At 45.2% G+C, this 26,520-nt stretch carries 22 protein-coding genes; 13 read left to right on the top strand and 9 right to left on the bottom strand.

What is annotated here, in order from left to right:
- Positions 1-676: alpha/beta hydrolase (locus AACV78_RS03110; RefSeq protein ID WP_194074376.1), on the top strand; the 676-nt coding region annotated here is incomplete at its 5' end.
- 215 nt (positions 677-891) lie between these two features.
- Here the strand turns inward: AACV78_RS03110 and AACV78_RS03105 are convergent.
- Positions 892-1,632, bottom strand: a complete 741-nt coding sequence (locus AACV78_RS03105) for a pentapeptide repeat-containing protein (protein WP_194011874.1) — start codon at positions 1,630-1,632, stop codon at positions 892-894.
- A gap of 877 nt (positions 1,633-2,509) precedes the next feature.
- On the opposite strand from AACV78_RS03105, the gene AACV78_RS03100 reads away from it, so the two are divergent.
- From AACV78_RS03100 to AACV78_RS03090, 3 genes are all read left to right on the top strand, one after another.
- Entirely contained in the window at positions 2,510-3,160 is a 651-nt protein-coding gene (locus AACV78_RS03100; protein WP_194011873.1) for an ATP-binding protein, read from the top strand.
- 642 nt (positions 3,161-3,802) lie between these two features.
- Positions 3,803-4,150: a DUF3593 domain-containing protein gene (locus AACV78_RS03095; RefSeq protein WP_194011872.1), complete on the top strand. Its 348-nt coding sequence runs from the start codon at positions 3,803-3,805 to the stop codon at positions 4,148-4,150.
- 551 nt (positions 4,151-4,701) lie between these two features.
- Complete coding sequence (locus AACV78_RS03090) at positions 4,702-6,753, top strand: WD40 repeat domain-containing serine/threonine-protein kinase (RefSeq protein ID WP_194011871.1); 2,052 nt, start codon at positions 4,702-4,704, stop codon at positions 6,751-6,753.
- Here the strand turns inward: AACV78_RS03090 and AACV78_RS03085 are convergent.
- The 3 genes from AACV78_RS03085 to AACV78_RS03075 all read right to left on the bottom strand — a co-directional run bounded on the left by AACV78_RS03085 (position 6,730) and on the right by AACV78_RS03075 (position 11,616).
- On the bottom strand, positions 6,730-10,632 hold the full coding sequence (locus tag AACV78_RS03085; RefSeq protein ID WP_194011870.1) for a DNA polymerase III subunit alpha: 3,903 nt from the start codon (positions 10,630-10,632) through the stop codon (positions 6,730-6,732). The genes AACV78_RS03090 and AACV78_RS03085 overlap by 24 nt on opposite strands.
- Positions 10,633-10,865: 233 nt before the next feature.
- Entirely contained in the window at positions 10,866-11,285 is a 420-nt protein-coding gene (locus AACV78_RS03080; RefSeq protein WP_194011869.1) for a lysozyme inhibitor LprI family protein, read from the bottom strand.
- A 16-nt stretch (positions 11,286-11,301) separates the two neighbouring features.
- Entirely contained in the window at positions 11,302-11,616 is a 315-nt protein-coding gene (locus tag AACV78_RS03075; protein WP_194011868.1) for a DUF2499 domain-containing protein, read from the bottom strand.
- Between the two features lie 162 nt (positions 11,617-11,778).
- On the opposite strand from AACV78_RS03075, the gene csaB reads away from it, so the two are divergent.
- The 3 genes from csaB to trmB all read left to right on the top strand — a co-directional run bounded on the left by csaB (position 11,779) and on the right by trmB (position 14,325).
- Entirely contained in the window at positions 11,779-12,825 is a 1,047-nt protein-coding gene (gene csaB / locus AACV78_RS03070; protein WP_194011867.1) for a polysaccharide pyruvyl transferase CsaB, read from the top strand.
- Positions 12,826-12,838: 13 nt separating this feature from the next.
- On the top strand, positions 12,839-13,570 hold the full coding sequence (locus AACV78_RS03065) for a Uma2 family endonuclease (protein ID WP_194011866.1): 732 nt from the start codon (positions 12,839-12,841) through the stop codon (positions 13,568-13,570).
- Between the two features lie 122 nt (positions 13,571-13,692).
- Positions 13,693-14,325 carry a tRNA (guanosine(46)-N7)-methyltransferase TrmB gene (gene trmB, locus AACV78_RS03060; RefSeq protein ID WP_194011865.1) on the top strand — a complete coding sequence of 211 codons (633 nt, stop codon included), beginning with the start codon at positions 13,693-13,695 and terminating at the stop codon, positions 14,323-14,325.
- A gap of 334 nt (positions 14,326-14,659) precedes the next feature.
- On the opposite strand, the gene AACV78_RS03055 is transcribed toward trmB, so the two are convergent.
- Together AACV78_RS03055 and acsF are read right to left on the bottom strand one after the other, a co-directional pair.
- On the bottom strand, positions 14,660-16,174 hold the full coding sequence (locus AACV78_RS03055; RefSeq protein ID WP_194011864.1) for a dolichyl-phosphate-mannose--protein mannosyltransferase: 1,515 nt from the start codon (positions 16,172-16,174) through the stop codon (positions 14,660-14,662).
- Positions 16,175-16,505: 331 nt separating this feature from the next.
- Complete coding sequence (gene acsF, locus AACV78_RS03050) at positions 16,506-17,579, bottom strand: magnesium-protoporphyrin IX monomethyl ester (oxidative) cyclase (protein WP_194011863.1); 1,074 nt, start codon at positions 17,577-17,579, stop codon at positions 16,506-16,508.
- Positions 17,580-17,977: 398 nt separating this feature from the next.
- Between acsF and AACV78_RS03045 the strand changes: the two genes are divergently transcribed.
- On the top strand, positions 17,978-18,454 hold the full coding sequence (locus AACV78_RS03045; RefSeq protein ID WP_194011862.1) for a TM2 domain-containing protein: 477 nt from the start codon (positions 17,978-17,980) through the stop codon (positions 18,452-18,454).
- Between the two features lie 263 nt (positions 18,455-18,717).
- Entirely contained in the window at positions 18,718-18,891 is a 174-nt protein-coding gene (rpmF, locus tag AACV78_RS03040; protein ID WP_194011875.1) for a 50S ribosomal protein L32, read from the top strand.
- Between the two features lie 576 nt (positions 18,892-19,467).
- On the opposite strand, the gene queA is transcribed toward rpmF, so the two are convergent.
- Positions 19,468-20,598 carry a tRNA preQ1(34) S-adenosylmethionine ribosyltransferase-isomerase QueA gene (gene queA, locus AACV78_RS03035; protein WP_194012870.1) on the bottom strand — a complete coding sequence of 377 codons (1,131 nt, stop codon included), beginning with the start codon at positions 20,596-20,598 and terminating at the stop codon, positions 19,468-19,470.
- A 147-nt stretch (positions 20,599-20,745) separates the two neighbouring features.
- Between queA and AACV78_RS03030 the strand changes: the two genes are divergently transcribed.
- Positions 20,746-21,135, top strand: coding sequence for a hypothetical protein (locus tag AACV78_RS03030; protein WP_194012871.1), 390 nt, complete (start codon positions 20,746-20,748; stop codon positions 21,133-21,135).
- Positions 21,136-21,466: 331 nt separating this feature from the next.
- On the opposite strand, the gene AACV78_RS03025 is transcribed toward AACV78_RS03030, so the two are convergent.
- Positions 21,467-22,024 (bottom strand): YraN family protein, encoded by a 558-nt coding sequence (locus AACV78_RS03025; RefSeq protein ID WP_194012872.1) that lies wholly within the window; start codon positions 22,022-22,024, stop codon positions 21,467-21,469.
- A gap of 14 nt (positions 22,025-22,038) precedes the next feature.
- On the opposite strand from AACV78_RS03025, the gene AACV78_RS03020 reads away from it, so the two are divergent.
- Positions 22,039-22,551 carry a pentapeptide repeat-containing protein gene (locus AACV78_RS03020; protein ID WP_194012873.1) on the top strand — a complete coding sequence of 171 codons (513 nt, stop codon included), beginning with the start codon at positions 22,039-22,041 and terminating at the stop codon, positions 22,549-22,551.
- 71 nt (positions 22,552-22,622) lie between these two features.
- Here AACV78_RS03020 and dnaG read toward each other — a convergent pair whose 3' ends face one another.
- Positions 22,623-24,623: a DNA primase gene (gene dnaG, locus AACV78_RS03015; RefSeq protein WP_194012874.1), complete on the bottom strand. Its 2,001-nt coding sequence runs from the start codon at positions 24,621-24,623 to the stop codon at positions 22,623-22,625.
- 230 nt (positions 24,624-24,853) lie between these two features.
- Here dnaG and AACV78_RS03010 point away from each other — a divergent pair, with 230 nt between their 5' ends.
- Entirely contained in the window at positions 24,854-25,789 is a 936-nt protein-coding gene (locus tag AACV78_RS03010) for an NAD-dependent epimerase/dehydratase family protein (RefSeq protein WP_194012875.1), read from the top strand.
- Positions 25,790-26,135: 346 nt separating this feature from the next.
- Positions 26,136-26,520: protein kinase domain-containing protein (locus tag AACV78_RS03005; RefSeq protein WP_228042576.1), on the top strand; the 385-nt coding region annotated here is incomplete at its 3' end.

The following is a 26,520-nucleotide window of genomic DNA, read 5'->3' as shown; positions in this document are numbered from 1 at the left end:
GTTAAGGGGGGGGGTAAGAGAAGCCGTTCCGGTTCCCCCCCTTAACAAGGGGGGGTTAGGGGGGGTAGTTTTGTACCTGCACGGTAATGGTTCAAATGTAGGAGCAAATCTCGAACACGCTAATCGATTTCATCGGTTGGGTGTGTCGGTATTTGCGATCGATTATCGCGGTTATGGAAAAAGCCAGGGCGATTTTCCGAGCGAATCTGGGGTGTATGAGGATGCTGAATTTGCTTGGGATTATTTGGTGAAACAGCGCGGGATTCACCCGAATCAAATTTATATCTACGGGCATTCTTTGGGAGGGGCAATTGCGATCGATCTGGCAGTGCGCCACCCGGAGGCGGCGGGGTTAATTGTGGAGGGTTCTTTTACTTCGGTGCGGGAAATGGTGGATTTCCGACAACGGCTGTTTTGGATGTTTCCAATCGATTTTTTGCTGACTCAGCGGTTTGATTCTCTATCAAAAGTCGATCGCCTGCAAATGCCGGTGCTATTTATTCACGGGACTGCCGATACTGTAGTTCCAGCCCAAATGAGCAAAAAACTGTTTGATGCAGCACCAGAGCCCAAACAGCTTTACATGGTTCCAGATGGAGGGCACAATAATGTTGCAGAAATCGGCGGCGCAGAATATCTGCAAAGATTAAGCCAATTTTGGGATATTCCAAAATAGATAAAAGTTGTTGGCGCTAACAGTGATTCTAGTTATTGTAGGGTATGCACGGCGCACCAGTTGAGTTGGTAATAGTTAGCGGCGCATGGGGGGCGAAAAACCGGGTGTCTTATAATTTTAGGTTTGGTAACAATAAATATAGCAAGAAACCCGGTTTCTGGGTTGGCAAGCGCGATCGCCAATCAGGAAAAAGGAATATCTAGAGATTTTACCGCTTAATTCAACCTTAAAACATTCAGCCACCAATCCTTGATAGGATAGCAGTAATTACAGTAATTGTTTGTAACAATCGGTTGTGGTTGATTAATTTCGCAGCCTCTCCGAGAAGTCTTTCGATTCGGCATCTTTGCGCCGCAAAGATTAGCATCTGTGAGATTAGTTTTGTTCAATCTCGCATCAGTTAAATCGGCGGCTCTGAGGTCGGCACCGCTGAGATTTGCACCACTTAAATCGGCTTCTTGGAGGTTGGCACCGCTGAGATTTGCACCACTTAAATCAGCATTTCTCAGGTCGGTTCGACTTAGTTTAGCGGCGCTCAAATTACTGCATTTTAAGTTAGCCATCATGAGGGATGCTTCTTGGAGAGAACTATTGCTAAGGTTGGCATTTTCTAAGCTTGCTCCCCTGATGTCGGCCCTGCTCATGTCGGATTTGCTGAGGTCAGCGTAGGCCAAAAAGGCATTTCTCATGTTGGCGTTGTTCAAATTAGCTTCAATTAAATCAGCCGCAGTTAAGTCGGCATCAACTAAGTCGGCTCTGCTGAGAGTGGCACCGCTCAAGGAAGCGCCGAACAAATCTGCACGGCTCAAGGAAGCACCAAATAAGTCGCATCCGGGACATCCTCTGGTTGCTAGCAGCCGCTTGACTAAAGACAGATTTTGAGCTTGTAAGGGAACGGCTGCACAAAATGGAAGTAGTAATATAGCTGCTAGAATTGTCAGTTTGATTTTGGTCATAAGGTGTAGCGCATTTAAATTGTATATTTCAATTCCCAATCAAACGTTGTCAAATCCTTTTTCTTTTTCCCTCTTTCACCTTCTAAGCTGTTGTGCATTTAAATTGTATATTTCGACGATCGATCAAAAGTCTTTTCCCCCTCTCCCCTTCTACCCGTCTTTACCCGCTCGCGAAGCCGAAGGGAGCCGAAGCAAGCCGTTATAGTCCCTTTCCCCCTCAATCACCATACACAATTGGGATGCACAACAGCTTATCTCTTTCTCCCTGGAACATAACAGACTATCTTTGGCTTTGCCCAAGTCTGGTAAGTCTTGGAGATCGCGCGCCGAGTCGTCTGCTAGAATGACGCGCGGGCTAAAAATAGGGTTTATCGGTTGATTTGGCGCTGTCAAACCCAATATTTCTCACAGAAGCCGGGTTGTTGGTGCCAGTCCTAGTTTAGTGTGCTGAGGGTGTAAGATTGGTCGGCGCGATCGCACTTGCGGATATTACTTAGGCTTTTAGGATGAGCTCGCGCACAGCTACACTCCCTTGCAACTTCCAAAGGAGCGTAGCTGTGCGGGCGCTGAATGCCTTGCATTTTTGAGCTGGCGACGGCTCGGATAAATAGCTGGCGGGGGGCATTGCATAAATATTGGTACTCGCGGCAGCAAGATTTTGCTCGGGGGGGCGAACTTTCTCCGTACAGGCGATCGGTAAATAAGCCAATTGGCTTAGACTCTTAAGACATATTGCTGATGCCTTACGTTCTATAAAAAAGATAGCATTCTGGTGTGAGCGCGAAATAATACCGAGCAAGCAAGTATAAAATACAACAATTTGGCTCGATCGGTCACAAAATCGCTAAAAATTAATACTTTTACACAGGGAAAATAAATGTTGAACAACATAGACGAACTGGCAGAAAGTGGCAGAGGCATTAAACTGATGTGGCAGATTGCAGACGAGTTAAGCTACACCCGGACTCTCGACGGTCAAAATTGTTTGTCACTCAGCAAAAGTTACGAAGTAGAAGGTCGCAACAAAGAGCCAAATAAAAAAAATCCTAAAGCTTTAGATGGATTAATGAATTTATTAAATAGATGGGATTGGCAGAATGAAACAGACCAGGAAGCAGAGCTTTGCGAAACTTCAGTTCAACACATGAGCCTGCAAGTCAACACAGAGGTCAATGCTTTAACTATAGTTATGGATTGGTTTGAGCAATTAAAAGATTTATCGCTACCCAATGAAGTTTGGTTCCAGCTTCAGTTAGCTTTAGCTGAAGGTTTTATTAATGCAGTTCGCCACGCTCACAAAAATCTGCCAGTAGAAACTCCAGTTCAACTAGAAATTACCGTGTTTGACGGACACTTGGAACTAAAAATTTGGGATTGCGGCCCGAGTTTTGATTTTGATGCTAAGCTCAAGGAAATTATTGCAGCAGATAGAAAACCAAGCTTGGATTTAGAAGTCTTGAACGATCCTTGCTTGATTCCTAGCAGAGCAAAAAGTTTGGATATGTATCGGCTTTTAATTGCTGGGTAGTTGGGTAGAGGGACAATTAAAAAATTGGAACAATTGAAGATGTGTTATGCTAAAAACGGTGTTAGGGGAAGAGTTACGGGTTTTGTCTTCGCGTAGGTGAAGGGTTTTGAATACTGACGACCTGCTGCAACTTTGGTTTTCAGCTAGGAGCTTGGGTGAGTATATAGCAGTTCTAGAGCAACGGGTCGATCTGTCAGTATATTTTAGATTAAAGAATTGAAGAATGAGAGATTTACTTGCAGCGCCGCGAATCACCAAGTCGGGAACTTGAGTCTAAAATTTGGGAAGATTCACGACCGTCGTATGCAGCACGGTATCGGTTTTTGGGCTGGTCAAGTTAAAGATGAAAAATTAAAAATTATTGTGAATAATTTTTAATTCGATCGCAATATCTGGCTCATCACCAAAAAGAATTGATTGAAAGCCTCTCCCTTTTAGGGATAAATTTAAAAAACACTATTGATTGCGACCATTCTCTGCATTGCAGGTAAGTCGCCCTCATCTGTCCGTATCCGGTCGATTACCACAATAAAAACGGATCGCGCGTGCGTCATGGTGTCCGCATTACGAACCTTGTTGATTGCGCTCTATCGACGGTACATGATATAAACTATCAATATTCAACTGAACAAACAATTACTAATGATTTCCAAAGAAACTTTATTTGTACTGTCTCTATTTCCCTACTTGGGATTTCTCTGGTTTTTGACTCGCTCGGGAAAAACACCTCGCTTAGCTTTGATAGGGTTTTACGGGACTCTGGTGTTTGTGGCTGTGACTATTCCCGCCGCAATTTATGCAAAAGTTGCCTACAACGAGTCACTAGCAAATGTCGATTGGCTGCACGGTTCTGCGGAATTATTCTTGACACTTGCCAATATTTTACTGGTTTTAGGCTTTCGGGAAGCGGTGATTAAAGCAAAAGCATCTTCACAGAATGAGAGCGAAAAGCAAGAGTCTATTGTAGAGGGAGAAAATAGTTGCGGTTAATACCATTTTAGATACTTCGACTTCGCGATGGGACAAGTTTGAGATTGAAAAATTGCAAAGGGCTGATGAATTAAGGGTTAGGAAGTTATTCTGCCGCTGCATTCTTTGGGGAAACTTCTATAGCACTTATCACTCTCTCAATTCCTCAATTCCTCAATCTAAAATCTAAAATCTAAAACTTGTTCGCTTGCGAAGTCGAAGAATCTAAAATCTGAACCTGTACCTCATTGAGAGTGAAAAAGGCTATATATAGTGCTGTCTCTCAGAGCGAGTTGTACAATACGCGAGCTATTGAGGTGCTCGCTCAAATGCAAAACACAGATGTTTGTGTTGGCGATCGGTTTGCCCTGCAAAATTTTAGGAAAGTATTAGAATATATAAAAACTCACCTCAAGCACTTCTAGTTACTGACTCAACCTGAGATGCTAGATTTTGGGTCGATTAACCCGATTAGTCAGGTACGATTGACTTTAATCTCGTGGCATGAGTTGAAACAGACTACCATATTTGCTAAGTTTAGCCGTGGTGGGACTCTCCAGGCAGGAAAAAAGATGAGCTATTGCCTCAATCCCCATTGCCAGAAGCCGCAAAATCCTGACTCAAGCAAGTTTTGTCTGGCGTGCGGCTCAAAATTGCTGCTGAAAGAGCGTTACCGCGCCCTTCAACCTATCGGTGAAGGAACATTTGGCAGAACTTTTTTAGCTGTCGATGAAGATAGGTTAAAAACTCGCTGCGCCATCAAACAATTTTTTCCGCAGGTTCAAGAAAAGGCAGAATTAGAAAAGGCAACTGCACTGTTTAAACAAGAAGCTCAGCGGCTGTACGAACTCGGAGAACACCCACAAATTCCAAGTTTGTTGGCTTCTCTTGAACAAGGAACACATCTGTATCTTGTGGAAGAGTTAATTGAGGGAAATAATTTGTTTCAGGAGTTGCAGCAGCGGGGAGCTTTTAGTGAGGAACAGATTTGGGAATTGTTGATTAATTTGTTGCCTGTTTTGCAGTTTGTTCACGAGCAGCAGGTGATTCATCGGGATATTAAGCCGGAAAATATTCTGCGGAGAAATCCCCAAAATCTCAGGGCTGCCCGATATTGCGGCTCGACTGCCGCGAAAGGCAAAAAAGGGATAATTATGCCTGAATCTGCTGCTGTACAGGGTGCGGCGAGGGGCGGTCAGTTTGTGCTGGTAGATTTTGGGGTAGCTAAGCAGATTAGCGTCATTTCTGAGGCGAAAACTGGTACGATAACTGGAACTGCTGGCTATGCGCCGATCGAACAAATTCGCAGCGGCAAGGCTTATCCGGCGAGCGACCTTTACAGTTTGGGCGTTACGTGCATTCACCTGCTGACTGGGGCGGTGCTGAATGATTTGTTTGATGCTTTGGAATGCAAGTGGATTTGGCGATCGCACTTAGCGCAAAAAGGCATCAAAGTCAGCAAAAAATTAACAAGTATTTTAAACAAATTGCTCAAAGATTCAGTAAGAGAGCGATATCAATCCGCTGCTGAAGTGCTGCAAGACCTAGTACATTTTGGGCAATATCCCCGCTCTCAAATCGCTTATAATTATCGACCCAAAATAGCTATCAATTCGGCAGTAACGAACTTGCAGCAAAATAGATCGACCGCTGTCTCTGTCGCGCCGCTCCACAAGATTCACGTTGCAACTGCTGCCCCTAGCAACCAGAAATTATTGTCTCGTAACTGGCGCTGCGCCTGCATTCTTCACGGTCATTCAGGCTCGGTTAATGCTGTTGTAATTAATCCTCAAGGCAATATTATTGCTAGCGCCAGCGACGATAAAACAATTAAGCTGTGGAACCTGCACACAGGTGAATTGATTCATACTTTTTTTGGCCATTCTGCAACGGTTGATGCTGTGGCTATCAGCCCCGACGGGAGAATGCTGGTTAGCGGCAGTTTTGACAGAAAAGTTATTGAGTGGAAGCTGGATAAAAAGGCGATGATTCGCGAGTTTTACAGCGATTACGGTTCGCCCTACAGTCACCGGTACGGCTCGGTGTATTCGGTGGCTTTTAGCTGTGATGGAGGCGCAATTGCGAGTGCTAGCGGCGACAAGAGTATTAAACTGTGGAACCAGCACAACGGAGCCTTGGTGCAAAAACTTTCGGGACATTCTGACAAGGTTTTATCTGTGAGTTTCCGCCCTCAAAGTATGATTCTGGCGAGCGGTAGTGCGGACAACACTATTAAGATTTGGCGTGTAGGTATTGCGGAGAGTGTACGGACTTTTGTGGGTCATTCGGATTGGGTTTATGCGATCGCCTTTAGTCAAGATGGCAAGACGATTGTCAGCGGTAGTGCGGACGCTACGCTAAAATTGTGGAATGTCGATACAGGGGAATTAATTAATACTTTGAACGGGCATTCTGACGCGGTTATTTCGGTGGCGATTAGTCCCGATCGCTCTATTGTCGCTAGCGGCAGCCGAGATGGTACGGTTAAACTGTGGAACTTGCAAACAGGCGTATGTTTGTGCAGTTTGGTTGGGTGCAATCCGGTGGCTTTTAGTCCTGATGGTCAAACTTTAGTCACCGGTGGAGATGGCGACGAGGTGTTAGTTTGGCGGGCGTTTGTTTAGTTGGGCGAGATAGTTGAGATACTGGGAAATGCGATCGACATCCGCGTCAAGTAAACGACTGGCCCAAGAATGTATGTTAACTTGCGATCGCACTTCTCGAAACACCGCAGCATCTCCGCGATTGTCGAGAGGAAAAACCCAAGCATCAAATCCCGCAGACTTGAGGCGGCTAACAGCACCATCGCCATCTTGTACCCACAACTTAGGGTTAATCCGAAGCGGCTGACAGCAATATTTACCTACAACAATTCCGCCCACAGAAGCCCTAGCATCCTCTCGGCGATCGGAAAGTTCTTCCAAAAGAGCTTTGAGAGAATTGAGTTTTTCTGCATCTTGTACTTGCTGCGGTGTAAACTTGACAATCACCATTTCTATAACTTCCACAGGTTTTGTCGATCGGGCAAAGTTAACCGGTTCCGTCGCCAAATAATTTTGTCTTTCCGGTTGCGCCGCCCAAGAACTTTGTGTTTCCGATTCCCTCGCCCAAGAATTTTGTATTTCCGGTTGGGCTACCTCGATTTCCTCTGCAACTTGTGAATTTTCTACAGGCTTTGCAGTGTCTACAATTATCTGAATTTCTTCGCCATCTTTCTCTATTTTTCCACCAATTAGCAAAATCGCATTATCTACAATGTAAGGTTTCACTTGTTCGTAAGCCTTGGGAAATACAACAGCTTTGATTTGATTAGTCAAATCTTCTAATTGCAAAATTGCCATCGCATCGCCCTTTTTTGTCACTACAAGTTTGATAGCGCTGATCGTGACAATAACCGAAACTTTCCCTTTTTTCTCCGCCAACTGTGCCAGAGTCACAACATCTGGATCTTGATTAGATTCAAGCAGAAACTTGAGGGGATGTTCTGATACATAAAAACCCAGCAATTCTTTTTCTAAACGCAATTTTTCCTGTGTATCAAAATCTTTGACAGTCTTTGATTTTGGTGCAGACTCAAATTTATTCGCCGAGTTCCCAAAGCTATTCCCACCTAACAAGTCAAACAGATTACCTTGACCACTTTCCCGGTCTTTCTTGCGGTCTTGAGCCCATTTCATCACCCCTTCGAGGTCGTTTACCAATTGCTGGCGGTTGGGATCGATTTTGTCAAAAGCACCGCACTGAATTAAGGCTTCTAGGGCGCGGCGGTTGACAGAATGTAGATTTACGCGATCGCACAAATCCGGCAGCGACTTAAAATGCCCCCCTTCTTGGCGCGCCTCCAAAATATTTTCAATAGCCCCCTCACCCACATTTTTAACCGCCGAAATTCCAAACAAAATTTTATGTCTTTCGGCCTTTGTCATCTCTATAGGAAGCGGCGTAAAAATAAGTTCAGAGCTATTAATATCAGGTGGCTCAACGTCAATCTTCAGCTTGAGACAATTAGCAATATATCTCTGTACCTTCTCCTGATCGCCGCTGTTAGCAGTCAGCAGTGCAGCCATGTATTCTACAGGAAAATTTGCCTTTAAATAAGCAGTTTGGTAAGTGATATAGGCATAGGCCATTGAATGGGATTTATTAAAGCAATATTCGGCGAATTGTAGCATTTGCCCGAACAACTCTTCGGCAACTCTTTGAGTGACACCATTCTTAGTTGCCCCATCAATAAATGTTTCCTTTTGCTTCTGCATTTCATCAGCCTTCTTCTTGCCCATTGCGCGGCGCAGCAAGTCAGCTTGACCTAAAGAATAGCCCGCCAAATCTTGAGCCATCCGCATAATTTGCTCTTGGAAACAAAGCGTTCCATAGGTTTCTTTTAAAATTGGTTCTAACAGCGGATGGTCATATTTAACCACCTCTCTACCGTGTTTGCGATCGATAAATTGTGGAATCAAACCAGCATCCAGCGGGCCGGGACGATAAAGCGCCAGAATAGAAGAAATATCATCCAGACAGGAAGGTTTGATTTTTTTTACTACATCCAGCATCCCAGAAGATTCTAGCTGAAAAATACCTTCCAAATCCCCTTTTTCTAAGAGTTGATAAGTTTTTGCTACATCACCGGGCAACTTGTTGTTCCTAGTAAATGTCTCTTGAGCTCTGCGTTCTATATCAGAAGGTAAGGCTTCGGCATCGATAGTTATATCTTGCGTTTGCTTAACGTACTCGACTGTTTTTTGGAGAGTTGTTAAATTTTTAAGTCCCAGAAAATCCATCTTCAGCAACCCCAAAAATTCCAAGTCTTCCATGAAATATTGGGTGATCACAGCACCATTGTCATTCTTTTGCAACGGTACAATTTCATCAAGGGGTTGGGAAGAAATGACCACACCGGCCGCGTGAACGCCATAGGTTTTGTTAGTTCCTTCAATGCGAATTGCCATGTCAATCCACTGACGCACTGGAACTTCTGTGCCAGTTTCTGCATTTATGCAAATTGTATTTTCGTAGTTGTCTTTAAAATCCTGTGCCGGTGTTCCCTCGGAAATCATCACTTTGAGTTTTTCCGGTTTCCCCCGCGACACGGGAATCATTTTTGCCATTTCGTCGGCTTTTTTGTAGGGAATTCCTAGCACTCTAGCAACATCTTTCAAGACAGCTTTTGATGTCATTCTGTTGAAAGTAATAATTTGTGCTACGCGGTCTGTACCATATTTTTCCGTGACATATTTAATCATATCGTCGCGTCTTTCTATGCAGAAATCGCTATCGATATCTGGCATAGATTTACGTTCGGGATTGAGAAATCTCTCGAACAGCAATCCGTGGTGTACGGGGTCTATGTTGGTAATGTTGAGGACGTAAGCAACTAAAGAACCCGCCGCAGAACCACGTCCTGGCCCGACGGGAATATTGTTGTCTCTGGCATATTTCATGTAGTCCCAAACGACTAAAAAATATTCAGAGAAACCCATCTGCTGAATCATTTTTAGCTCATATTCTAGTCTTTGTTTGTAGACTGGGGGGATTTCGTTTCTGGTGCGGCTTTTGAGGCGTTCTAATAGTCCTAGCCAAGATATTTCTTCTACATAGGTATCGGCGGTATGTTCTGGGGGAATTGGAATTGTGGGAATCCGAGCTTCTCCTGTTAGCTCGTATCTTGATACTTTGTTTGCGACTTCTAATGTAGTTTCGATCGCCTCTTTGATGGTTTCGTCGTCCAAATGGTCTCGAAACAGTTGCGCCATCTCGTCAGCGGACTTAAGATATTCTGTGCCGCTGTAGCGCATTCGCTTGTCTTCTTCAATCAGTTTGTTGGTGTTGATGCAAAGCAAAGCATCGTGGGCTTCTACGTCGTTGCAAGAAATATAGTGAGAATCGTTAGTGGCGATTATTTTTATATTGAATTCGCGGGCAATTTTGACGATTTCCACATTCACCATCCGGTCTTCTTGGGAACCGTGGTCTTGAATTTCTATATAGTAGTCATCCCCAAATACTTCTTTATACCATTTGGCAACTTCGCGCGCTGTATCTAGCTTGTTTTGTAGAATCATTTGGGGAACTTCGCCACCCAAACAAGCACTGGTGACAATTAAACCTTCGGAGTATTGTTTGAGTAGGTCTTTGTTGATGCAGGGGCGGGCAAAAATACCTCGTTCTGGCATTCCCTTTAAGTGGGAAATTGTGGTGAGTTTGACGAGGTTTTTATAGCCTTGGGTATTTTTGGCTAAGACAACTTGATGGTATTTTCTTCTACCTCTAACTTTGACTTCTATGTCGCCGTTGACGACGTACATTTCGTTGCCAATGATGGGCTTGATATTTTTATTTCGGCAAACTTTGATGAGTTCGATCGCGCCGTACATCACTCCGTGGTCCGTAAGGGCGATCGCGGGCATCCCTAATTCCACCGCCCGTTCGGCGAGCTGCTGTAGCTGAGAAGCGCCATCTAGGAGGCTGTAATCGCTGTGAATGTGCAAACCAACGAAGGACATGGCGATTTGAGATTTTAGCTTTTAGTTTTTAGACTTTCGATTGTACACTATTGCCGTTGAGAAAGATAAATTGATTTTTTATTTTACAGCATCGGCAACGTACAAAAACTGGTTTTTTGAACGAAATATATAGGTTTGAATGCTATATTTTAGATCGAAAAACCGATTTTTACCACAGTTGCAACATCTCACAGAAGAAGTCGGTAATTTAATAGCTAATTCTGTAGATTTGCTTACAAATTTGCTTGTTTCAAATAATCTTCTAAATCTTTAACGCGCTGCTGGGTGACTCTGGCTCTGCAATAAACGTAGGTAGAAGAAGCCAAAGTACCGCCTTCAAAGTGTCCGGCTTCATAGCTGCAACTTTCATCGCGAAACTTGAGCCAACTACGCTGTGCAACCGTCAATCTTTGCTGCTGTTTGCTGTTGATTTTAGCCCGAAGTTGCTGATATAATTGATTGAGTTTGGTGTCTGCTGCTTTGAACTCTTGACTAGAACACATATTCATGTCTAGCGTGGTTTGAGGAGTTTTACAGTTAGGCTGTTGGGCGATTTCTTGGAAAATATTGCTGGCTTTGCTATCCTGCAATAATCCGCCTGCTAACACGAGGGAAATTGTTGTAAATGTTGCCCAAAAAGTGCTATTTTTCATTGACTTGACACCTCTTTTAATCTTGGATTTTCTCTGCTGGTTGAGCCGATCGCCAAATCCACCAAGCCGCCGCCCACAGAGTAAAATTGCCGATGAGAGTCATCGCCGCTTGCAGGGTAACGATCCATTCTAGGGCTGGGGAGTTGTCAAAATAGTGCCAAGTGCAAGCACACATGGCGCTGACTAAGGCGGGCAGCATTCCGGCGGAAAGGGCCCACCAAGCTCGGTTTTGAGTGACTTCGCCGTAAGTCCAAATTAACCAGATGGCCGCAATCCACTCGACGACGCTAGAGATGTGAATAATCCAGGTAGGAATTGACAAAACGTGCATTTTTTGTATTCTAAAATAACAGAGAACGGGGAAGATAAAATATGTATTTATTTGTTTAAGACTGTTAACTGTTGACTGTTAACTGTTAAAATATTTTACGGATCGACCGCAACAATTAGATATTGTAATACTTAGATTCCCCATTATAAACCAAGAGTAGAAATGCGAGCAATTTTGTGCGGCTATTACGGTAAAGGCAACGGTGGCGACGAGGCGCTGTTGGCATCGCTACTGCAAATGTTACCAGATGGCGTGACGCCGATCGTCCTGTCTGGCAATCCTGTCGAGACAAATCAGCGGTACGGGGTAGCTGCGCGCGATCGGATGAATGCGTTTCAAGTTCTCGAAGCACTCCGCACCTCCGACGCGCTAATCTGGGGAGGCGGCAGTTTAATGCAAGACGCTACCAGCACGATCAGCCCTTTCTATTATGGGGGTTTAATGGGACTAGCGCAACAAATGGGCTTAAAAACAGTTGCTTGGGCCCAGGGAATTGGGCCTTTAAATCGAGAGATTACCCGCAAATTATCTCAGCGTTGTTTTGCTGGATGCACCGCCGTCAGCGTGCGGGATAAAGGCTCAGCTACCTTACTTGCAGATTGGCAAATTCCGTTCACTTTAGCGCCCGATCCCGTGTGGGCTTTAGAAAATTCCCCCGTCTCCGGTTTGTGGAATTTACCAGCGCCCAGAGTTGCAGTTTGTTTGCGTTCCCATCCTACATTAACTCCCGCCAGATTGTCAATTCTAACTCAAGCTTTAGTTGACTTTCAAAAAGCAACCAGAACCTTAATTTTACTGCTACCTTTTCAAGCATCTCGCGACTTAGAAATTGCCAAGCATTTGCACGAAGCTCTGCCGAAACGAAGTGAGATACTTAGTTTAGACGATCCGAGAAAATTGAAAGGACTATTCCGGGGAGTCGAAATGGCGATCGGGATGCGCTACCACAGTTTAATTATGGCAGCATCGGAAGAATGCCGCTGTTTTGCCCTCAGCTACGATCCCAAAGTAACTCAATTGATGGATGAGTTAGAAATGCCGGGATATGTATTATCAGAATTGCCCGAAGATCCCTATTTAATCAGCAAAACCTGGATCGAACACTACGCCAACGGCGACGCACTATCGCCAGAAAGGATAAAATTTATTGTAGGGCGATCGCTCTTTCACCAGCAAGTATTGCAAACCGCACTCCAGCAGTCTCAGTAAGAGGTAAAATACCGTGACAGCCAGTACAGCCGACTTAAAAATTACCTGGGAAAAATTGCCAGAAGACTTCATTTTAGACGAGGAACCTGTGGAAAATATCGACCAACCCTTGCTCGCTGCGGCCTTGCGCGAAATCTTAGAAATCGCAGGGCTAATTGTAACAGGAATATTAGTTGCCCCCAACATGGGAATTTGTGCGACAGTAGATAGCAAGCTAGTTATCAAAGCTCCAGATTGGTTTTATGCCCGCAACGTACAAACGCTTGAGAGTAAAGAAATTCGCCGCAGTTACACTCCCAACTTAGAAGGAGACATTCCGGCGATCGTGATGGAGTTTTTGTCAGCTACTCCCTGCGACGAATACTCTAGCAAACCAACTTATCCCCCCGGCAAATGGTATTTTTACGAACAAGTATTGCGAGTACCAATCTATGCAATTTTTGAACCTGCTACTGGATTGCTAGAAATCTACCAGTTGGATTCATCAGGAAAGTATCAAGTACAGCAACCCGATCTAAACAATCATTATTGGATTGCCGGAGTTGGGTTATTTCTAGGTGTTTGGCAAGGAACAAAAGCCGAAAGAACCGGATATTGGTTGCGGTGGTGGGATGAAAGCGGACAGATGTTATTGTGGGGAGCAGAAATGGTAGAAAGAGAAAGGCAGGAAAAAGCAAATGTTCAACAGCGGGCCGATCGACTAGCCGCGCAATTAAGAGCAGCAGGAATAGAACCAGAATCATAATACAATAATTTAGAAATAAAAAATCGTAGTGTTAGGATTTTTTATTTCTAAATTCATCTGCGTTAATCCGCGTTAATCTGCCTCGATCGGCAATTAAAAATCACATTCAGGAGACAGCAAAATTGGCAAGAGTTAGAGTTCGGGAACACGTCAATCCCCTATCAATTAGATATCAAGCATCCGCAAGTCCCCCAGATTGGACTAAAATCTATGCCGACTTAAATTTACCGCTGCATCTAGATATCGGCTGCGGTAGAGGAAGGTTTTTGTGGCACATGGCGCAAATCCAAACAGATTGGAATTTTCTGGGATTAGAAATTCGGGAACCTCTGGTAGATGAGGCGAATCTGTGGCGCGATGAAAAAGGCTTGACAAATTTGCACTATTTGTTTTGCAATGCGAATAGTTCCATGAAGCCAATTTTAGAAACTTTGCCCGCTGGTATTTTGCAGCGAGTCAGCATTCAATTTCCCGATCCGTGGTTCAAGAAAAAGCACCACAAACGGCGGGTAGTACAGCAGGAATTAGTCAGCGAGTTGGCTACTTATCTGGCTGTTGGCGGTGAAGTGTTTATTCAATCGGATATTGAGGAAGTAGAAGTCGAAATGTGCGATCGCTTTTCATCTCACCCTAGTTTTCAGCGTCAAAATGGCGGGGAATGGCTAGCAGAAAATCCCCTACCCGTTGCTACGGAAAGAGAAATTGCTACTCAAAAACGGGGCGAACCAGTTTATCGAGCACTGTATCAAAAATAATGCTCGCATTTGCAAACTCACCTTTGTTATATAGCCTTTCGAGCGTAACATGAGGTGCTAGGAGTGGGGATAGGGCATAGGGGATAGGGCATAGGCCGCCGTGGGCATAGGCCGCCGTGGGTATAGGGCATAGGCAGGAGTGCAAGGATGCCGCATACCTCACCAAGCTTGAGAACCGTTATAAATGTTATAACTTATACCAATTTCAAAAAATAATGCAACAGTATTCTTGTCCCCCCCCTTGCTAAGGGGGGCTAGGGGGGGTCGGAGAGTATTGCATGATTTTAGAGAAATGGTATTACATCTTAGACCTTTGTTAGGAATTATTTCTAACTTAAACCCAAGAACGAAGCCACATCCGAAGATTCCATTCCCCCTGCGACAAAGGTAGTCCCAAATAGATAGGCATCCAGAAAATAAAAGCAGCCAAAACCAGAAAAACAATTGTTACCCCCATCCCTCGGAGTCGAGTTTGAGGGCTGTGCAGCCACCTGTCAACCCACCAAGCAAGTGTTAAGGCTCCAAACACAGAACAGCCCATATAATGATACAAAAATACGCAGCGACTCACCTTCATCCAAGGCAGCAAATTAGCAGCCCAATTAACTATCAAATATAACAACATCCACATTTGGGCCGTCGGCGGAAACAAAATCGGCTGCTGCTGTTCGAGGCTGTCAACAGAAGCCACTTGGCGCGTTTGAAACCACACCACAATCCGGTGAATTAAAACTCCTGCTACTAATATTAAAGCTAAAGTGGAAAACCACCAAAGGAAAGGATTTCCCATCGCGTGAACGTCAAAAATCGTCTCAGTTGCACCGCTGGGTAAAGGTGGCAAAACCGGATCGGGTTGTCCATTGTTGCTAGCAGTTTTGTAGAAGTAAACTATGGGCCGGAGCATCAAAGGCCAACTGTACCACGTAGAACAGTAAGGATGCACGCTAGGGCCACTTTTAATGCGTTCGTGATAAGTCAAAATTTCCGTTTGCATCTGCCAGAAATTGGGAGTTGGATTGAGATGCAGGTGAGGAATCCAGCAGATGCTGTAAACTAAAATAGGAATTACAGCTAGACTCCAGCATACTTCCACAAAAGTTAGCTGAGTCAATTTTTGTACTGGACTTTCGGGCGGAAGCAGAGCGGAATTTATATCGCTGATTGGTTCTTCATTTCCTCTGTTTCCCTGAATTAAACGCACGGCCCAAGCGCAGATTAAAATCAGATAAGCCCCAAACAAAAACCACAATCCGTTCCATTTGACAGCGGCAGATGCACCGAATCCTATCCCAGCTAACACTAGCCAAAGCAAGCGCTTTTTGCCTTCAGCTTCTACGGTTTTGAGCAGAAATAATTGACCAAGTATTCCGAATAAAACTAGATAAATGTTATTGAGTGCGTAGCGAGATTCAACTAAAAATAAACCGTCGCAGGCGATAAATAAAGCCGCCAAAAAAGCAAAGGTGCGGCGGCGAAGGAGCTGATAGGCGAGGGCTCCGACAACTAAGGGAATAAAGGAACCTGTGAGAGCATTTAGCCAGCGATAATCCCAAGGGGAAAGCATTGAGCCTGTTAGGCCGTTGACGGCGGTTTTTCCGAAGGGCAGGTGAGTGCCGATCGCAATTCCGATCGCAATTATGTATTGGCTCAGGGGCGGGTGAGCGTTGAAAAAAGGAGTTTTGGTGAGATAATCGTTGGCAAATTTAGCGTAATAAACCTCGTCAAATACTAGAGTGTTAAATCGCTCTAATTGCCAAAATCGGAGAGTTAAGGATAGGAGGAATACGGCGAACATTCCTAGGTAAAAAATTACAGTATATCTGTTGAATTGTTTTTTGTTTGCTTGCATAAAGTGCACCGGAATATCTTAGATTTGAGAGCCTTAATTTTAAAATACTGAGTTCAGAATTGAGAATAGCGTAAAAATTACCAAGTTGCTAAAAATATTTTTTTACGTTTCTACTGCCATTCTCTTCATTACCTTTGAATATCTTCTAGTTCAAAATAGTTGCGTCTTGCGGTACTCGTATTACTCACTTTTCATCTCACAATTAACTGCTTCATCAAGTTTCTGAATTGAATTTGAAATGCGGCCCATTTAAACTAATTTCACATCATACCAAAAAAAAGCGGCTCCGCTTGTTGCAGAACCGCCGTAATAGAGGATGAAAAATCAAAACTTAACGCACTGCACCTTGAACAGAAGGCGATTCGATCGTCTTCATCAAATACAGTTTCAACAACTGCCAGCCGTTCGACAAATACAGAGGTAATTTTTGGAAGAATTGCAAGAATTTTGGAGTTTCAGAAGCAACAATTGCGGTCAACTGCTGATTGTTTTGGAGACAAACATCCAACCGTTCGTAAAATTCTGGATTGTTCACGTCCAGCATGACGGGGAATACGCGGCCTGCTGTTTCGTTGGTTTTTTTGATCACTTCAATGTCGTATTCGCGAGCATCGAGTCCGAGCGATCGATAAAAACCACTGCGCTGGATATCATTGAGATACATTGTCGCGAATACCGACAGCAAGAAGAAACGGCACCACAGCTTAGCGCGCCAATCGTTCAACATTTGAGGCTGAGCTCTCATCACCGCATCGAAGAAATCTCCGTGGCGGTTTTCATCCTGGCACCAATTTTCAAAGAATCGGAAAATTGGATAAATCTGGTCTTCAGGATGCGCTTTCAAGTGTTGGTAAATCGTGATGTAGCGCCAATAACCGATTTTTTCGGATAAGTAAGTGGCGTAGAAAATAAACTTCGGCTTAAAGAATGTGTAACTGCGGCTCTTTGTCAAGAAACCCAAATCTAGGGACAAACCAAAGTCCGACAGCGCTTTATTTAGGAATCCGGCGTGCCGCGCTTCATCGCGGGACATCAGCAAGAAACCTTCGGCGAGTACCGGGTTTTTGTCTTTGAGCTTGCGTGCTAATTCTTTGTAGAGCAAGAAGCCAGAAAACTCAGCGGTGCAAGAGCGTTCGAGGAATTCAATGAACAACTTGCGCTTTTCGCCGTCGATATGTTCCCAAGATTGATCGAACTCGGCATCCCGCACGAAGTGGGTTTTGTTGTAATCAACGCGGAACTCTTTGATAATTGCTTCGAGTTCGGCTTCATTTACCGAGATGTCCATTTTGGCCATCTCGTCAAAGTCTGTTGTGTAAAATCTCGGCGTGAGAATAGTTTCTTTGGCTGGAGTTTTCCCTTCTTGCTGTTGAGCAAAAGCGGGTTTTTTGAGAGAATCTACCATATGTTTATTGGATTTTTTGCTTATAACAACTTGCTTGTTTCGGGTGTCGGGCGGGTGAGGTCGATCGCTCTCGGTTAGTTTGGCCAGCACCGGTAGCCCGAACCGCGTGGAATCCAACTCAAAGCTGGTGTAATTTCCACGCCCTCCAGTGTACCAAGTTCTCGACCCCGAAAATATGTTGTTGGCGTTAAGAATTGCTACGCACAATTACTTATGGGCATGGAGCATGGGGCATGGAGCATGGGGCATGGAGCATGGGGAATTGGTAGTAAATAACCCATAACTTCGGACAATGCACAAATATCCGCTGGTGTCAAACTGTTCAAACGCCAGATAGAAAGTACAAAATGTATAAAGGGACTCCAATTATTAGAATAACCAGACAGGACGGTCATAAAATGAGCAATTTAGGTGTTAGTTACCTGTTATGGGCTGCTTGTTTTTTCGGCCCCTTCGGACTCCACCGTCTCTACAACGGCAAGATTGGCACGGGTTTGCTGTGGCTGTGTACCTTTGGCTTGTTTGGGTTCGGGCAATTGTTTGACTTGCTGCTGCTACCGAAAATGGTGGACGAACACAATGCCAGTCTCAGGGGCAAACTCGGCGTATCTCCCCAAGGTATACCGATATCTTCCACCAGCGGGGCGATCGCCTCGACATACACCAAGCAAACCTCCGAACAGTTAGGGATTAAACTGCTGAGGGCTGCTTATAGCAGGAACGGCAGATTATCTGTTACCCAAGGCGTGATGGCAACCGGCGCTACTTTTGCCGAAGTGGAAGAAGCTTTCACCGCCATGCTCAAAACCGGTTATGTGAGCATTGAGAACGACCCAGTTACTGGCGTCGTGCTCTACCACTTTCACGAACTCTAAGCAGCAAACAGGGGGAGATTTAAGTGTAGGGTGCGTCAGCCGGGGGATTTGGCGTGTTGTTGGAGAAGCTAACGGCTGACGCACCCTACGGGAATTTGGCTGCTGCGAGTGCGCCAGCCGGGGGATTTGGCGTGGTGTTGGAGAAGCTAGCGGCTGACGCACCCTACTAATGAAACATTTGTTGTTACAGAGTCGAGCAAGCGAGCAAGGCAAAATCGGCTAGAATGTTTGTTTGTCTATACAATCTCAAAGTATTTAGCGTCATGGCAGTCCCTAAGAAGAAAACCTCCAAATCCAAAAAGAATATGCGTAAGGCCACATGGAAGCGCAAAGCTACTGTGGCAGCTCAGAAAGCTCTGTCCCTAGGCAAATCGGTTCTGACTGGACGTTCCAACAGCTTCGTGTATCCCGGCAATGAAGAGGAGGAGGAAGAGTAAAGCGACTAAAAATTAACAACTGGCATTTCTGATATTTTGCACCATTCTCGGTTAACAGGCCCGATGGCTGTCCCACAACACATAAATTGGGTTGTGGGGTAGCCGCGGATGGCCCGCCCCTCAAGGAAAAGTTGAGAATGGTTTGACATACTCACCATCCTGAAGGAGCGGTGATTTTTGACGGTTCACAGCGATGTGCTACCGCAGTAGTCTGACATAAGCTCCCCGGTTAGAGTCGTGCCGATGCCCCATGCCGACTCAAATCAACTTCTGTTGCAATTTAATTCGTGTATCAGTGCATTCAAGGTTTGACTCTGCCATTGCCTTATACCAATGGAATAAAGTAGCGCTAGATATTACCCCCCCAACCCCCCCGCCATTTCGGGGGGGCTAAGACTTCATGCGTAGCACATCTTTAGAAAAATGGTATTACATCTGCTTCAGGCTCGGTTTCTTGCTTAAGACTAAGCAATATCGACGGCAAAGTTGGGCGGGTTGTTTAGACGACTCACATCGAAAGCACAAGCCGTCCTAGAAGGACGGGGCTTGAGACTCATTTCTTCGGTCAGATATGAGTTAATCCTTCTTTGCGGCCGGCAAGATCAGCATGGCATCGCCAAAGGAATAAAAGCGGTACCGATGCTCGATCGCTCTTAGGTACAAATCCAACAGCCGAGGTCTTCCAATCATCGCGCTTACCATCATCATCAAAGTAGAGCGCGGCAAGTGAAAATTAGTAATTATCCCGTCTACAACCCGCCACTTGTAGCCCGGATAAATAAACAGATTTGTCGGGCCGCAAAAAGGCTGCAACGAAAAATCGCCGCTCGCGGCGGCCGCTCCCTCTAAAGCTCGCACTGCTGTTGTACCTACGGCAAAAATCCGCCCGCCTCTAGCTTTAGTTTCGCGGATTTTCTCCACAGTAGCGGCGGATACTTCCACCCATTCGTTGTGCATTTGGTGAGTCGTCACGTCTTCCACCTCCACCGGGCGAAATGTTCCTACCCCGACGTGGAGGGTAACAAAAGTTTTTTCGATGCCCCGCTGCTTCAAGCGGCTGAACAATTCTTCGGTGAAGTGCAAGCCGGCTGTGGGGGCTGCCACTGCCCCCGGCCGATCGGCATACACAGTCTGATACTGTTCCGGCGCAGCTTGGGAGTTGTCGATGTAGGGCGGCAGGGGTACGTAGCCGTATTCGTCAAAAAACTTCGCCAGAGTCGCATCTGTGGGGATGTCAAACTCCAACAGCCGTCCCCCGGTTGCCTCGTCCCTCTCTATAACTGTCGCAGTCAATCGCCTCGCGAGGTCATCCCCGTGGGGAAGGCAACAACAAGGGCCTGCTGCTGCGGAGTCATTACAGTGCGGATCGAACTCAATTTTTGCTCCCAACTTTAAGCGTTTCCCGGGTTTAACCAAAGCCAGCCAGCAGTTGTGCTGCCGTTCTTCCATCAACAATATCTCCACAGCCGGGCCGTTGGGTTTGTGCCCGTAGAGCCTCGCCGGCAACACGCGGGTGTTATTGAGTACCAGCAAGTCTCCCGGTTCCAACAAGTCGGGCAAATCCCGGAAAATCCGGTGTTGGTAGCTGCTGGGAGAATCTACAGCCAGCAAGCGAGAACTATCCCTCGGTACTGCGGGATTTTGGGCAATGTACTCGGGCGGAAGTTCGTAGTCGTAGCCGTCCAAAGACCAGTCAATCTCTGTCATCGGGTAAATTCCTGTACGATCGATCTGTCAACTGGGTAACAAATTGGGTAAAAACCCCCATCCAAAGTCGGGTGCTTTTCCCCTTGTGGTCGCGGGTATAGCCCGCGAGGATAGAGGTGTAGCATCAGCTTTGCTCGAAGGATAGTTATGGAATACCTCTACTACATCGCCAATACTAGCCTCACTCTGAGAGTGGTGGATTACCTGCGCGCGGCTAGTCATCTTCCCTTGCAATTTATCACTGTTATTCACCAAATTGACGGCTGGGTGGTGAAGGTAAAAATGAGCCAATATCTAACTCCCCAAATGCACGGGGATTTTCGGGCTTTTATGAACGAACTCGGGATTCCTTACGATCCAGAAATTCGCTTGCAAATGGCACTGTGGAGTTTGGAAACAGGACAGTCGCCACTAGGGGTGATGCGCCGCTACCAGGTGGCGGTGGTTTGTCACGGCAGCCCCGACCGTAAAGAAATTGAAGCGTTTCGCCAGCAATTTGTCAAGGGTCTGGGATATTGCCCGGAAACTCTCGCCTAGACTTCTGTGCCGATCGATATAACCGTGACGACACAGCCGGGGGAGGAGATGGGGAGATGGGGAAAAGATTTAACCCGGTTTCCATATCCATCAAAGATAGAAATCGAGATGCGGGACAGTAGAGATAAGTTAACAATTTAAAATTACCAACTGCCATGAATTTTTAATTTTCAGTGGTAATTTTTAAGTGACTAAAATTGAATAACTTAAACATATCTTACAGTCCTATAAGTGGTGAGGTAAAAGGAGGCATAGCCTCTGGTTCTGTGTTACCAGGCAGAGCATGGTAACAAGCTAATTTTTAATTGTAATGTAATTTTTAAGGATATTTCTAGTTACTAAAAGCCGCTCGAATGTATTCTTGTAGGGTAAGCCGGTAGTTTCCTGTAAGGGCGGATTTAGAATTTGCTGCGGTTAATAGTGGTAATATTTGCTTAATATTTTGCCGTGAAGGTTCGCACCTGACGAGGGCGACATCAAAGCGACAAGAATTATTTGCTAAATCTGGACGAGTGCTTAAAAATATTTCAGCGGTTTGCCAAAGTTTGGCTTGTTTTGCAGCACTAACAGCCAGCATTCCACCGATATCCCAATTTCCCCGGCGGCGAGTTTTGACCTCGACAAATGCTAATGTTGGGAATTGGCGATGGGGAATGCCTCGGTTTTGATAGCTGGCTTCATCTCTTCCAAGGGCGATGATGTCAATCTCTCCCCAGCGACAGTGATACTGTCGGTGCAAGATTTCCCAACCTTGCTGCTGCAGCCACTCGGCGACTAAGTTTTCTCCCAATGTGCCCAGATCCCTAGAGTTGGGGGATTGGGAAGAATGGGAGTCAGCAGGCGCGCGCTTTCTGCTAGAATTCAATTGTGAACTGTCATCGCTGCCCATTAGCTTTAATTTGTATGACTTCTACAATTCGCCAACATATTTATACTTTCTTGCTGAGTTTTGTTATTTTAGCAGTAATTGCTGCTGGGGCGATCGCGATCGCGCCCGCACCTGCTTTCGCCTTGGATCGTGACAAAGAAATCCTCATTGGCGCTGATTTTGCTGGACAAGTTTTGACTAACGACAGTTTTAATAAAGCCAATCTTCGCAACAGCAATTTTACCAACGCAGATTTGCGCGGCGTCAGCTTTTTTGCCGCCAATCTGGAAGATGCAAATTTAGAAGGTGCTAATTTCAGCGGTGCAACTTTGGATTTGGCTCGCATGATGAACGCAAATTTAACAAATGCTATCCTTGAGGGTGCTTTTGCTTACAATACCAGACTAGAAGGAGCTGTCATTGACGGTGCTGATTTTACTGAGACACTGCTGCGAGACGATACGATCAAAAAACTTTGTAAAGTGGCAAAAGGTACTAATCCGGTGACGGGTAGAGATACTCGCGAAACCCTGTTTTGCGATTACTAAAATTTTGTGGTACAAAGGACTGAATTCCTGACTGCGAACTTGGTTTGTAGTCAGGACTTTAGTCCTTCACCTCAAGCCCAAGGTACGGAGGTTAAATCGTAAAAATTAACTTGACGCAGCCTCTCTAATTCTTCTATCCATTCTTGTTCGGCGCAGAGTTGTTGGTAATATTCGATAGCAGCATCGGTTTTTTTCCACATATCTAGTGCAATTTTCCGCCGCTTGATGCTGATAATTTGCTCGATACAAGCTATGGTAGATCTAATTACTAAAGGTGCGCGATAAACATTTTTTTCGGAAAACTCATTTAAGTGAAATAAATGGGAGATTTGATCGAGTTGAGTGGGATATTCTATCAAAATATCTTGCAATTTTAAAACTAACTCTGACGGCGCTATTTGTAAAGAAGCTTTGTGCAATATTTCTGTATTCACAATCTGATGCCACAAAAATCTGTGGTGAGAAAGACTAAACTGCACGTCTCTAGCTTCTATTGCTTCTCTGACTTCTTGGCGGTATTCGGGACAGTGCAAATAAATCTGCAGTAATTGCGCTTCTGCTTCTTCTAACAGACTGCGGGCTGCTGCTGAAAAGCCTGGTTTTGAGCTTTGGTTTTGGTCGGTGGCGCGCTGCTTTTTATATTGTTTGTTCGGCCTCAGCTTGTTTCTAATCAATAGAGGCATTGTCAAAGATTCGTCTTGATTTTGCCGCTTTGCCCAATCGCTGACTACTTGATTTAGTAAGTTTTCGGTTAGCATTTTGGTGAGTCGAGAATCTCCTTTACTGAGGATTTCAGCGCCTTTTTGTAAATAATGCGTTAGCTGATTGTCGTCGGTAATATTGGTTAGTAATTTGATGATTTTTGAGGTAATTTGCTGGTAAGTATCTGCTTGTTTCAAGTCTCGATCTACTAGCATTTGTTTTAGTTGCCAGTCGAGCCATAATGGTGCATTTTCAAGCAATTCTCGATACTGTTGCGGGGAGTAGGTTTTGAGGTATTCGTCGGCATCTTTGCCGTCGGGAATGTTGAGCACTCGCAGTTGTACTTCTCCTTGGTAGGCGAGTTTTTCTATTTCTCCAATGGCGCGCGCTGCTGCTTGATTTCCTGCTTTGTCTGCGTCAAAGTTGAGGATAATTTGTTTGGAGTCTGTGTACCGCAATAACTGCCGCACTTGGTTTAAACTCAGGGCGGTGCCGAGGGATGCTACGGCGTTGGAGATGCCTGCGGCGTGCAGTGCGATCGCATCAAAGTACCCCTCTACGACGATCGCGCGATCGGCTTTGCTAATAGCTGTTTTGGCTGTATCTAGAGCATATAAGGTTTTGCCTTTGTCAAAAAGTTCTGTTTCGGGAGAATTGAGGTATTTTGGTTGTTCGTCGCCCAGAGCTCTGCCGCCGAAACCGATGACTCTGCCTTGGGTGTCGCGAATGGGAATCATGATGCGGTTGCGGAAGCGATCGTAATAGCCGCTGCCGCCTGATTTGCGCGGTACAATTAATCCAGCTTGTTCTACTAATTGCGCTGGATAGTTTTTTTGTTCTACTAAATAACTATAAAGTGCTTCCCAACCTTGGGGTGCATAACCTAGTTGAAATTGTTGGATAGTTTCTTCACTGAGTTGGCGATCGGATTTGAGATATGCTAAGGGTTCTTCTCCTTGGGTTTGCCGCAAGGCGTGTTCGTAAAAGTTGGCTGTTAGTGCTGAGATTTCATAGAGTTGTTCGCGCAGGGAAATTTGGCGCTGCAATTCTTGTCGGTGTTCTGGTTCGACTGTTTTGACTGGTACTTGATAATTTTTAGCTAGTTCTAATACGACTTCGCTGAAGGATCTTTTCTCTAATTCCATGAGGAATTTAAAGGCGTTTCCTCCTGCGCCACAGCCGAAACAATAGTACATTTGTTTGGCTTGGTTGACGGTAAAACTGGGAGATTTTTCGTCGTGAAAGGGACATAACCCGACGAATTCTTTGCCGCGTTTCCGCAGGATGACGCGACCGGAAATAACGTCTACTATGTCGGCTCTTTGTTTGACTTCTTCGATGGTTTCTGGGTGCAGCCGGGGAATTTGCATAGGGCTTTTTTAGGGGGTTTCAAAGTATGTTTATTTCGGGCGATCGCGCAATCGGAGTTAATCGCAGGCGCAGAAACCGGATTTCTCGGGAAAATATAGAGGTGGCGGCCCGGATATTCGGTTTAAAAACCGGGTTTCTTTGGCTTTGATGCGATCGCGAACTGTTAGTAAAGCAAGATACTGATTTTATTGTAAAATATTTGAACTAACTGTAAGGAGCATCGGAAATAATGCGAATTTTGATGATGGGCGGCACTCGGTTTATTGGGGTTTATCTTACTAAGATTTTAGCAGCACAAGGGCATGAGGTGGTGTTGTTTAACCGGGGCAATAAGCCTGTGCCGGTTGCGGGCGTACAACAGATTTTGGGCGATCGCACCAATGTCGAACAATTGAAAGAAAAGTTATCGGCGCTTGAGTTTGATGCGGTTTTTGACAACAACGGTCGGGAACTGAGCGATACAAAGCCTTTAGCTGAGATATTTAAAGGGCGGGTGCAGCACTTTGTTTACATGAGCTCTGCGGGGGTTTATTTGAAGTCGGATCAAATGCCTCATGTGGAAGGGGACGCTACCGATCCCAAAAGCCGACATTTGGGTAAGTGCGAAACGGAAAATTATTTGGCCGAGTCCGGTTTGCCTTGGACTTCGATTCGCCCGACTTACATTTATGGGCCTCAAAATTATAACGATTTGGAGGCTTGGTTTTTCGATCGCATTGCGCGCGATCGCCCGATTCCGATTCCGGGTAACGGTATGCACTTCACGCAGTTGGGGCACTGTCAGGATTTGGCGAGGGCGATGGCTGCGGTTTTGGGGAATGAAAGGGCTCGAGGGCAAATTTACAACGTTTCGGGCGATCGATTTGTCACCTTTGACGGTTTAGCCCGCGCCTGCATTCAAGCCGCCGGCAAATCGCCCGATGCTATCAAAATTGTACACTACGATCCGAAACAATTTGACTTCGGTAAAAAGAAAGCTTTTCCGATGCGAGTGCAGCACTTTTTTGCCTCAGTTAATAAAGCTGTTACCGAGCTTAACTGGCAACCGGAATTTGACTTAGTTTCGGGATTGAAAGATTCTTTTCAGAATGATTATGTAGTTTCGGGAAGGAACAAAGCAGAGATAGATTTTTCGGTTGATGATGAAATTTTGAAAGCTGTTTAAGGTAAAATCAAACTGGCGCGCGCTGACATCAGAAACCCGGTTTCTTCGTAAAATTATCGTTATTGTTCGTAAAAATCGTAGAAACCGGGTTTCTAGCCCATGCGTCTAAACCATGTTAAATCAAAGTAAAGTGTACAATCCGCATCCTACGCATCTGAAATGTCACTGCTAACATGATTCGCCGACAATTTTACCGATTGTCGGTAGAATCTACTGGTATTTTCACAAGCTTTGTGCCACAAGGGCGATCGCAAATTAGTTAAACTTAATCAAATACAAAACCTTTCCCCCAACCCCTGTTTTACTCCGAAAGGGGAGAAAGACTCGGAAATATTAGGTAAATCTCATGCTTGGAATCACACTCAGCACGCGCTACAGCATTATCCGTCACTTGGGAGGCGGCGGATTTGCTCAAACTTATTTAGCTGAAGATAAACAGCTACCAGGCAATCACCTCTGTGTCGTCAAGCAGCTTAAACCTCAAGCAACCGATCCCGAAACTCTACAGATAGCCCGACGTTTGTTCGATACTGAAGCACAGGTTTTGTACAAGTTGGGAAATCACGATCGCATTCCCCAACTTTTTGCTTACTTTGAAGAAAATCAAGAGTTTTATCTCGTTCAAGAATTGATAGAAGGTCACGATTTAAGCGAGGAAATTATACCCCCCCAAACCCCCCCTTACCAAGGGGGGGCTGGCGGGGGTTCCCCTTACCAAGGGGGGGCTGCTA

This window comes from Tychonema sp. LEGE 07196, assembly GCF_963890365.1.
GTDB lineage: Bacteria > Cyanobacteriota > Cyanobacteriia > Cyanobacteriales > Microcoleaceae > Microcoleus.
This window is presented reverse-complemented; position numbering and strand designations above follow the sequence as displayed.

Excerpts from the sequence above, each read along its gene's own strand:
- AACV78_RS03105 (WP_194011874.1), bottom strand. The coding sequence starts at position 1,632 with ATGACCAAAATCAAACTGACAATTCTAGCAGCTATATTACTACTTCCA.
- AACV78_RS03100 (WP_194011873.1), top strand. The coding sequence starts at position 2,510 with ATGTTGAACAACATAGACGAACTGGCAGAAAGTGGCAGAGGCATTAAA.
- AACV78_RS03095 (WP_194011872.1), top strand. The coding sequence starts at position 3,803 with ATGATTTCCAAAGAAACTTTATTTGTACTGTCTCTATTTCCCTACTTG.
- AACV78_RS03090 (WP_194011871.1), top strand. The coding sequence starts at position 4,702 with ATGAGCTATTGCCTCAATCCCCATTGCCAGAAGCCGCAAAATCCTGAC.
- AACV78_RS03085 (WP_194011870.1), bottom strand. The coding sequence starts at position 10,632 with ATGTCCTTCGTTGGTTTGCACATTCACAGCGATTACAGCCTCCTAGAT.
- AACV78_RS03080 (WP_194011869.1), bottom strand. The coding sequence starts at position 11,285 with ATGAAAAATAGCACTTTTTGGGCAACATTTACAACAATTTCCCTCGTG.
- AACV78_RS03075 (WP_194011868.1), bottom strand. The coding sequence starts at position 11,616 with ATGCACGTTTTGTCAATTCCTACCTGGATTATTCACATCTCTAGCGTC.
- csaB (WP_194011867.1), top strand. The coding sequence starts at position 11,779 with ATGCGAGCAATTTTGTGCGGCTATTACGGTAAAGGCAACGGTGGCGAC.
- AACV78_RS03055 (WP_194011864.1), bottom strand. The coding sequence starts at position 16,174 with ATGCAAGCAAACAAAAAACAATTCAACAGATATACTGTAATTTTTTAC.
- acsF (WP_194011863.1), bottom strand. The coding sequence starts at position 17,579 with ATGGTAGATTCTCTCAAAAAACCCGCTTTTGCTCAACAGCAAGAAGGG.
- AACV78_RS03045 (WP_194011862.1), top strand. The coding sequence starts at position 17,978 with ATGAGCAATTTAGGTGTTAGTTACCTGTTATGGGCTGCTTGTTTTTTC.
- rpmF (WP_194011875.1), top strand. The coding sequence starts at position 18,718 with ATGGCAGTCCCTAAGAAGAAAACCTCCAAATCCAAAAAGAATATGCGT.
- queA (WP_194012870.1), bottom strand. The coding sequence starts at position 20,598 with ATGACAGAGATTGACTGGTCTTTGGACGGCTACGACTACGAACTTCCG.
- AACV78_RS03030 (WP_194012871.1), top strand. The coding sequence starts at position 20,746 with ATGGAATACCTCTACTACATCGCCAATACTAGCCTCACTCTGAGAGTG.
- AACV78_RS03025 (WP_194012872.1), bottom strand. The coding sequence starts at position 22,024 with ATGGGCAGCGATGACAGTTCACAATTGAATTCTAGCAGAAAGCGCGCG.
- AACV78_RS03020 (WP_194012873.1), top strand. The coding sequence starts at position 22,039 with ATGACTTCTACAATTCGCCAACATATTTATACTTTCTTGCTGAGTTTT.
- dnaG (WP_194012874.1), bottom strand. The coding sequence starts at position 24,623 with ATGCAAATTCCCCGGCTGCACCCAGAAACCATCGAAGAAGTCAAACAA.
- AACV78_RS03010 (WP_194012875.1), top strand. The coding sequence starts at position 24,854 with ATGCGAATTTTGATGATGGGCGGCACTCGGTTTATTGGGGTTTATCTT.